This is a genomic window from Streptomyces sp. NPDC049577, from assembly GCF_040675635.1.
In the GTDB taxonomy this organism is placed as follows: domain Bacteria; phylum Actinomycetota; class Actinomycetes; order Streptomycetales; family Streptomycetaceae; genus Streptomyces.
In genome coordinates this window covers 1-6339 of sequence record NZ_JBFAPH010000357.1, presented here as the reverse complement: position 1 = coordinate 6339, position 6339 = coordinate 1, and the positions used below count along the sequence as shown (strand labels likewise).

Here is a 6339-nt window from a genome sequence, read left to right as displayed (position 1 = left end):
CGCCGACCAGGATCTGCCGGCCGCCGACAGCCGGGGTGTGTGCGGGCGGGATGCACCGGCGAGCGGAAGGCCGGCGACCCTGTCCGCGTGCGGGACGTGCCACGCCGATGACGTCGCCCGCGAGAAGGCCGCCGCCGAAGCCGCCTGGGAACCGGCTCCCGCGCAGCCCCGAGCCGGAGGACGACCGCGACCGGGAGCCGGGCAGGCGCCGCGGCCTGTTCCGCCGCCGGCCTTGACCCCGGGGCAAGCCCAAGGCGACCACTTTGGCCGTCGGCCGGCGGATGGAGGCCGCCGCGGACCCTTACCAGGCCCTGGTCACCTCCGACGGCATCGCCCCGGATCACCCGGCCTGAAGCCGGAGCCGTCCGGTCAGGCCTGGAACTCGGTGAGGTCGATGGAGTGGACGTGCAAGGGGAAGCCATACACCGGGTGGACCGTTTCGCGCTCCGGCACCATGCCGAGCTTGCGCAGCACGTTCTCCGAGGCATCGTCGCCCGGGCGCACGATGCCGATGACCCGGTCGAGGCCGCGGTCCTGGAGCGCGAACTCCAGCACGGCCTGGGCGGCTTCGGAGGCGTAGCCCTGGCCCCAGAACTGTCGGCCGAGCCGCCAGGTGATCTCCACGGCAGGCAGCACCTCCGGCAGGTACTCCGGAACGGACAGACCGACGGCTCCGGCCAGCTCGCCCGAGCCCAGGAGCTCCACGGCGAAGACACCGAAGCCCTCCTCGTCCCACTCCTCCTCCCACCGCTCGACGGCCTCCGCCGTACCGTCCCCGTCGAGGACCGAGCCGTCACCGATCCAGCGCATGACCTGCGGGTCGGCGTTGATGTCCGCCATGGGGACAAGGTCGTCGTCATCCCAGCGGCGCAGGACGAGGCGTGGGGTGTGGATCTCGGTCATGGCCCCCATACTGCCCAAGACGGGGGTCGCACGGGTAATCGAGACGACCTCCCGCCTCAGGCCTCAGCGGCACGCCTGCACCGCCGGGACCCGCGCAAGCCCGACGCGCAACTCGGCGAGCGCTGTGTGCTGCGGCTCGGTGAGCTGGGCGCGGCGGCTTTTGGCGCTGGAGACCCACACGCCCGAGCTTCACGGTCACCGGTGTGGTTTCGCTATGGATCTCGTTCTGTGTCGCGTCACCGATACAGATGGAGTGATCAGCGCACAACGCCGGGGTAAACCGTCACTTTGTGTTACTATCGCTTGTTCGGGCGGCCGTGACGGCTGACGATGCTGTCCGTCCGGTTTCCCTTGGTGGTCGGCTGCTCATTCCTGCCGGGCCTTCCTCGATACGTTCCCCATGCGGAAGGCTCTTCATGAATCACCCGGACCGCCTCGGCACCTCGCACGGCGACCTCGCCCAGCCAGCGCCCCTCACTCCGACGGTGTCCCCGGTCACCTCCTTCGCCGACCTGGAACTGCCGGCCGAGGTGCTGCGAACGCTCACCGAGCACGGCGTGCGCGAGCCCTTCCCGATCCAGGCAGCCACACTGCCCAACGCTCTGGCGGGACGCGACATCCTGGGGCGCGGGCGCACCGGATCGGGCAAGACACTTGCCTTCGGCCTGCCGCTCCTCGCGCGGACGGCCGGGCGGCGCGCGGAGCCGAAGCAGCCCCTCGCTCTGATCCTCGTGCCCACCCGGGAGCTGGCCCAACAGGTCACCGAGGCGCTCGCGCCGTATGCCGACGCACTCCGGCTGCGGATGGCCACGGTCGTCGGCGGCGTGTCGATCGGCCGGCAGACCGCTGCGCTGCGCGACGGCGCCGAGGTCGTCGTCGCCACCCCCGGCCGCCTCCACGACCTCATCGAGCGCAGGGCCTGCCGCCTGGGACGGGTACGGATCACCGTCCTCGATGAGGCCGACCAGATGTGCGACATGGGCTTCTTGCAGCAAGTCACCGAGGTGCTCGACCAGGTGCAGCACGACGGCCAGCGGATGCTGTTCTCGGCCACCCTGGACCGCGACGTCGACCACCTGGTCCGCCGCTACCTCCACGACCCCGTCGTCCACTCCGTCGACCCGTCCGCAGGCGCGGTCACGACGATGGACCACCATGTGCTGGTCGTCCACGGCCCCGACCGGTACGCCGTCACCACGGAGATAGCTGCCCGCGACGGCCGCGTACTGCTGTTCCTGGACACCAAGCACGCAGTCGACCAGCTCACCCGGCATCTGCGGGCCAGCGGAGTGCACGCCGCGGCCCTGCACAGCGGCAAATCCCAGCCGCAGCGCACACGGACCCTTGCGCAGTTCAAGAACGGCCAGATCACCGTCCTGGTGGCGACCAATGTCGCGGCCCGTGGTCTGCACGTCGACGACCTCGATCTCGTGGTCAACGTCGACCCGCCCACCGACCCCAAGGACTATCTGCACCGCGCGGGCCGCACGGCCCGGGCAGGTCAGTCCGGCAGCGTCGTCACGCTGGTGCTGTCGGCACAACGCCGCGAGATGAGCCGGCTGATGGCCGAGGCCGGCATTGAGCCGAGGATCACCAAGGTGCGCTCGGGCGAGGCGGAGCTGAGCCGGATCACCGGGGCCAAGGCCCCCTCCGGCACCCCGCTCGACGGCGGGCCCGCCGCACCCCGGGCCAAGAACACCAACGCCCCCTTCCGCGGCCTGGGCACCAGCAAGGACACCTCCCGCGGCACCGGCGGCAAGTCCCGCAAGGCCGGCGAGGCCCGAATGCTCGCCGAGGCCCGCAAGGCGGCCCGGGTACGCCGCGGCGGCTGAGTGGCTGCTTTCGAACCTCGTGCTGAGTGGCTTCGGGGTCCTACGTTGGCAACGTGTCCGAGGGCATGGGGCGGGCTGGGGAGAGGATCTGTCGGGCGCGTGGTGAGCGACTGAGGCCGGGCGCCCGGCCCGCGGTTGAACCAGGAGGAAGAAGCCGCAACTTGGCGGCTGTACGGGATAGCCCGGCGTACGGCGGCGGCGCAATAGTGGGGCACCCGGCTTCACTGGCGAACTCGGTTCGCGGTGCCGTCCGTTTCTGCCAACGCACCTCGGGTGATACAGCGTCATGCGCCTGACTGCACCCTGATCTGAGCCCGACACAGGTCGGTTCCCCCTCTGTCGGCCCGGTGCCTGTGCATAAGCATCGCTGCGGAAAAGGTGCCCCACCCACCCGCCGGCGCCGGGCCTGCGGCAACTGCGCGATCCGCACACCGATTCATCACCCTGCACATGGGTCATCTGTTCGATGGCCACGTCTTCCAGCCACCGGTGAAGAGCGCCTGCGGCGGCTGGCACGGCTCGCCCTGCCCGCCAGTCACAAGTGCGGGCCGTGTTCGGCCGTGAACCGCGCCGGTCGGCGCCAGGCCGGGCGGGCTGGGGCCAGCCGGATCCGGCCTTCCGTCCGTGGGCGCCGGGGAGGTCCACTGGTGGGCGGTGTTGCGCGATGCCGTGGATGGATCGTTCGGATCGGCAGGTGTCGGGCGATGCCGGGTGCGGCGCGCGGACCGCCGGTGTGCGTTGCCGATCGTGCGAGCGAGCCGAGCCCCTTCCGACACTTCGAGACAGGAGATCGACATGCCTCCGCCCCTTGTGGCCACCCTGGACATCTACAGCACCGACCCCAACGCCTACCGTACGTTCATCAACACCATCCGGGCCCGTATCACCGTCATCCAGGGCGACCCGATCGACGTGTCCACGACCCCCGGCAGTGCCCGGCGGGTCAACATGCTCCGGCTACGGCAGAACCACCGTCGCGATCGGGAACCAGCGGATCACGGGGCTGTCACCGGCGGTAGTTGCTGAACTTATCGCTGAGGTCGACCCGTTGTGGCATGAGCGGCACCCAGGCTGGTCTTCATCGACCGGCTGCTGGCCACACTCGTGTATCTGCGGCATGGCACGACGCACGACGTTCTGGCCTGCTGGCTCGGTGTGGACCGCTCCACCATCACCCGGGCAATCGGCGAGGTGCGGCCGCTGCTGGCCGAACGCGGCTGCACCGTCGCTCCCGGGCTGCGGACACTCGCCGACGTCGTGGAGCATCTGGGCTCGAGCGGGCGGCGGGCGATCCTGGACGCCACCGAGATCAGAGTCCGTCGTCCCGCGCAGGGAACGGCCGGCCGGGACCGGTTCACCTCGGGCAAGAGCAAGCAGAACGCTGTCAAAGCCATGGTGCTCACCGATGCCGAGGGCAGACTGCTGTTCTGCGGTGAGCCCCGGCCCGGCAGTTGCCCCGACATCACCCAGGCCCGCACTTCCGGGCTCGTCGACCTGCTCGGCACGGGACCGTGGGTGGAGATCCTGGCCGATGCCGGCTATCAGGGCCTCGGTGGTCAAACCGGCGGCCGGATCGTTACCCCGCCGCACCGCAAGTTCCGCAAGAGCCCGCCCCCTTGGTACGAGGAGATGCACGCCCGCGACAAGCACGCGCACTCCTCCCGGCGGATCCGCGTCGAGCACGGCATCGCCTACCTGAAGAACTGGAGGATCCTCGCCCGCCACCACGGCCGCCGTGAAAACCTGCCGGAAACCATCCAGGCCGTCGCCGCCGTGGTCTCACATCAGCAAAGCACCACCCGGCCGTTCGCCCGAGCGGTCTGACCCGAGGACACAGCACGGCCGGCGACGCGCCACGGCCAACCGTGCACGAGGTCGTAAAGCCTGTCCCGTATCTGACCGGTTGGGGGCGCGGCGGCCAGATGCAGACGTTGGACACCGCCTCGTGTCAGCAGCATCTCGCTGCTGGTCACGAGGTCATGGGCGGCAGGGCCGATCCTCATGCCGGAGATTCGTCGGCCCTGCGTGCTCTCGACGATGGCCGGCCGGTTCGTCGCTCGCAGGGCCTTCCAGGCAAGGCTCGTCTCCTCGGTCAGGAGTTGATGTCTCTCAGGCCCAACCTGCTGCTCGAGCCAGCACACTGCGAGATGGCCGGCCTCGAAGACTTCGCCCTCGCCGTCCTGAATGCGGCGTGAGCAAAGGAACTGCACGTCGGCCGGGTGCCCGATGTCGGTCTGGGGGGCGACTGCGTTGTCCATGGTGCTGACGCCTCCGGTCGAGCCGATGCTCGCCCAGCCGCGCGACGCGCTTCCGGGTCCCGGCGCGCTGCGCGGGGGTGTGGCGTTCGAGCCGAAGTTCGACGGGTATCGGTGCCTCGTTTTCACTCCGGCCCGGGTCGGCGGTGCGGTGCTGTTGCAGTCGAGGCGCGGTGCGTTCATCCAGGGGCGCTTTCCCGACCTCGTCGCTGCAGCGCAGCAGCTGCCTCAGGGTGGACGGCGAGTTGGTGGTGTGGGAGGCCGACACGCTGTCGTTCAAGGCGCTGCAGCGCCGTGCGTCGGCCGGCCAACGTGACGTCCCCCGGCTTGCCGCGTCCATGCCCGCGCACTTCATCGCCTTCGAGGTTCTCCAGCTCGGCGGCCAGGAGCTGCTCAACCGGCCCTACGGCGAGCGGCGCGCCGTGCTGGAGGCGTTGTTTACCGAGCGCGCTCTGGCGCCGCCGTGGACGCTGTGCCCGATGACCACCCTGAGCATCCTCTGTCGGAGTACGAGGCGTTGCCGGTCGCGACCATGACTCACGCCCGGGCGGGGGATGTCGGTCAGAGGGCTCCGCAGTCATCGATGGTGATCTTCTTCGAGGTCCTGCCCGAATCAGACCCGTACTGTTCGATCCTCTTGACGTGCTCGTAGCCTTCGACGACCTGACCGAACACCACGTGCTTGCCATCGAGCCATGCGGTTTTCGCAGTGCAGATGAAGAACTGTGAGCCATTCGTGTTGGGGCCAGCATTTGCCATGCTCAGGATTCCAGGCCCGGTGTGTTTCAACGTGAAGTTCTCATCCTCGAAACGCTCTCCGTAGATGCTCTTGCCGCCGGTACCGTTGTAGTTGGTGAAGTCCCCACCCTGGAGCATGAAGCCAGGGATGACGCGGTGGAAGGTCGAGCCTTTGTAGCCGAATCCGTGCTGGCCGGTCGCCAGTTCCAGGAAGTTTCGGGCGGTTTTGGGTACGACATCTTCGCACAGCTCCATGACGACCCGCCCGAGCGGGTTACCGTCGGCTGACAGGTCGAAGTACACACGTGGGTTCGGCATGGCGGTCATCGTTCCATTCGCGGATTCGGTTTGTTGAACGACTCGCGGGTTCGCCGCCCCACCACCGCCCGTCCGGCACCCGTGAGGGCGTCACGAGGACGTGGTGCGGCCGACCCCGTCGTGCACCGAAGGCAACCCCAACCGGTCCCGCGCCGTTGCGAAGGCGGTAAGTCCCGGCTCCCCTGGCGGCCTGTCGCCCTGCTGAAGCACCCGACGCACGGGCTGGTGCTGGAGAGCTCGGACCGGCCGGTGCTGGAGGAGGTGCTCCGGTCGAAGAAGATCCAGCCGCTGGT

General features: G+C 69.3%; 7 protein-coding genes. 4 read left to right on the top strand and 3 right to left on the bottom strand.

Annotation, left to right across the window (positions count from 1 at the left end; genetic code table 11):
• Positions 1-369: 369 nt before the first annotated feature.
• Positions 370-903, bottom strand: a complete 534-nt coding sequence (locus AB0K09_RS28145; protein WP_366068225.1) for a GNAT family N-acetyltransferase — start codon at positions 901-903, stop codon at positions 370-372.
• Between the two features lie 416 nt (positions 904-1319).
• Between AB0K09_RS28145 and AB0K09_RS28140 the strand changes: the two genes are divergently transcribed.
• From AB0K09_RS28140 to AB0K09_RS28130, 3 genes are all read left to right on the top strand, one after another.
• On the top strand, positions 1320-2735 hold the full coding sequence (locus AB0K09_RS28140) for a DEAD/DEAH box helicase (RefSeq protein ID WP_366068224.1): 1416 nt from the start codon (positions 1320-1322) through the stop codon (positions 2733-2735).
• Positions 2736-3530: 795 nt separating this feature from the next.
• Positions 3531-3761, top strand: a complete 231-nt coding sequence (locus AB0K09_RS28135) for a hypothetical protein (RefSeq protein ID WP_366068223.1) — start codon at positions 3531-3533, stop codon at positions 3759-3761.
• A 78-nt stretch (positions 3762-3839) separates the two neighbouring features.
• Positions 3840-4559 carry a transposase family protein gene (locus AB0K09_RS28130; RefSeq protein ID WP_366068222.1) on the top strand — a complete coding sequence of 240 codons (720 nt, stop codon included), beginning with the start codon at positions 3840-3842 and terminating at the stop codon, positions 4557-4559.
• On the opposite strand, the gene AB0K09_RS28125 is transcribed toward AB0K09_RS28130, so the two are convergent.
• The gene (locus tag AB0K09_RS28125; protein ID WP_366068221.1) at positions 4520-4993 is read right to left on the bottom strand and encodes a hypothetical protein; all 474 of its coding nucleotides are present in this window, start codon (positions 4991-4993) and stop codon (positions 4520-4522) included. The two genes, AB0K09_RS28130 and AB0K09_RS28125, sit on opposite strands and share 40 nt — an antisense overlap.
• A gap of 230 nt (positions 4994-5223) precedes the next feature.
• Between AB0K09_RS28125 and AB0K09_RS28120 the strand changes: the two genes are divergently transcribed.
• Positions 5224-5526 (top strand): hypothetical protein, encoded by a 303-nt coding sequence (locus tag AB0K09_RS28120; protein WP_366068220.1) that lies wholly within the window; start codon positions 5224-5226, stop codon positions 5524-5526.
• A 25-nt stretch (positions 5527-5551) separates the two neighbouring features.
• On the opposite strand, the gene AB0K09_RS28115 is transcribed toward AB0K09_RS28120, so the two are convergent.
• Positions 5552-6046 (bottom strand): peptidylprolyl isomerase, encoded by a 495-nt coding sequence (locus AB0K09_RS28115; protein ID WP_366068226.1) that lies wholly within the window; start codon positions 6044-6046, stop codon positions 5552-5554.
• Positions 6047-6339 lie beyond the last annotated feature (293 nt).